The organism is Methylobacterium sp. CCH7-A2, from assembly GCF_001557075.1.
Classification (GTDB): domain Bacteria; phylum Pseudomonadota; class Alphaproteobacteria; order Rhizobiales; family Beijerinckiaceae; genus Allobosea; species Allobosea massiliensis.
Map to the genome: position 1 here is coordinate 1 of NZ_LSKN01000056.1, position 1,723 is coordinate 1,723.

At 68.1% G+C, this 1,723-nt stretch carries 1 protein-coding gene and 1 pseudogene; both read right to left on the bottom strand.

What is annotated here, in order from left to right; genetic code table 11:
• A partial coding sequence (locus AX750_RS03985) for a CHASE3 domain-containing protein (protein WP_067253534.1) occupies nucleotides 1-1,186 on the bottom strand: 1,186 nt, incomplete at its 3' end.
• Nucleotides 1,187-1,265: 79 nt separating this feature from the next.
• A pseudogene (locus AX750_RS03990) lies at nucleotides 1,266-1,723 on the bottom strand (methyl-accepting chemotaxis protein); the annotation flags it as partial.

A 1,723-nucleotide genomic window follows, 5' to 3' on the forward strand; every position in this document is an offset into this window, starting at 1 on the left:
TCTGCGCGTTCTCGGCGTTCTGCTTCACATTCGCGGCCATCTCCTCCATCGAGGATGAGGCCTCCTCGGTCGACGAGGCCTGCTCGGTCGAGCCCTGCGAGAGCTGCTCGGCGCTGGCCGAGAGTTCCTGAGAGCCCGAGGACATGTTCTCGGCGGCGGCGGCCAACTGGGCGACGACCTCGCGCAGCTTGATCACCATGTTCTCGAGCGAAATGCCGAGCGTGTCTTTCTCGGAGAGCGGCTTGGCGTCCACCGTCAGGTCGCCGGAGGCGATCGCATCCGCAACCGCCGCGGTGGCGTTGAGGTTGGCGGTCATCTCGGCCAGGCCCTTGGCGACATCCTGGCTGAGCCCGCCATAGTCCTTCTCGACGGACTGCGAGAGATCGCCGACCGAAACGGCCGCCACGACGCGGGAGATGTCGCCGAAGGCGTTCTCGACAGCCAGCGCGCAGCCCTCCATGCGGCCGATCTCGTCCCGGCGACCGGTCTCGACGGGAGCGGCCAGCGTGGCCAGCTTGGCGGTGACGCGGGTGATCGGCCGGGCGATGGTGCGGGTCAGCAGCACGCCGATGCCGAGCGCGATGAGGATGTTGAGAATGACGCTGCCGTAGACGACCTTCTCGGTGATGTCGAAGGCGGTCTCCTGAGCCTTCAGCCGCGGGATCGAGAGCGTCTTCTCGTGGCTGAGGACTTCGGCGACCTTGGCGCGGAGCCCGTCCATCGCGGCCTTGCCGGTGCCGGAGATCTCGATCTGGCGGGCCGCCTCGCGCGTCTCGGGCTTCGCCATCAGGGCGATGGCGCGGTCGGCCGATTCCCGATGCCAGGTCTCGGAGAGCTTCTGGATCTCGCCGAAGCGCGCCTGCTGAGCGGCATCGTCCGTGGTCAGCTGCCGGGCCTTGGCGATCCAGCGGTCGAACTCCGCGGCGCCAGCGCGATAGGGCGCGAGGAAGGCGTTGTCGCCGGAGAGCAGGAAACCGCGCAGCCCGGTCTCCTGATCGACCATCGCCGACAGGAGGTGGTTCGACGCCTCGACGACCTCGTCTGTGTGGTCCGTCCACTTCGTCGTCTGACGAATCTGCGAGGACTCGATGTGGGTGATCACGCTCGCGCCCACCATGACCAGGATCACGACGGACAGCGCCGTCACGATCTTGCTGCGGATCGAGAGGTTGTCGAAGAACGTCATGGCGGATCTCCGGAGGTGATGGCCGGTCGCCCGGCCGGACCCGACGCAGGCTCGCGTCGGATCGTGGCGGGGTCAGCGGTCAGTTGCGGTGAAAGGCGGCGTCGTCCTGGTCGCCGCCATCGGCGAGGTCGAAGGAGAAGCCGCCGGCGGCAGCCTTGCGGGCGGGTTTCGCTGCGGCCGGCTTGCGGGGCTGGATGGCCGCAGCCATCGTCGCCGCCTTGCCGCGCAGCTGCTTGACGGCTTTCGCGACCGGCTGCGCGATCTCGACCGCGCCCGCCCGCTCGTCGAGCCGGAAGAAGGCGATGGTGTTCTGAAGCTGCTCGGCCTGGGCGGCGAGTTCCTCGGAGGTGGCGGAGACCTCCTCGGAGGCCGCGGCGTTCTGCTGCGTCACCTTATCGAGCTGCTGGATCGCCTGGTTGATCTGGGTAGACCCCACATCCTGCTCGCGGCAGGCGGCGGTGATCTCCTCGACCAGCTCGGCAGTCTTCTTGATGTCGGGCACCAGCTTCGCCAGCATCGAGCCGGCTTCCTGCGCGA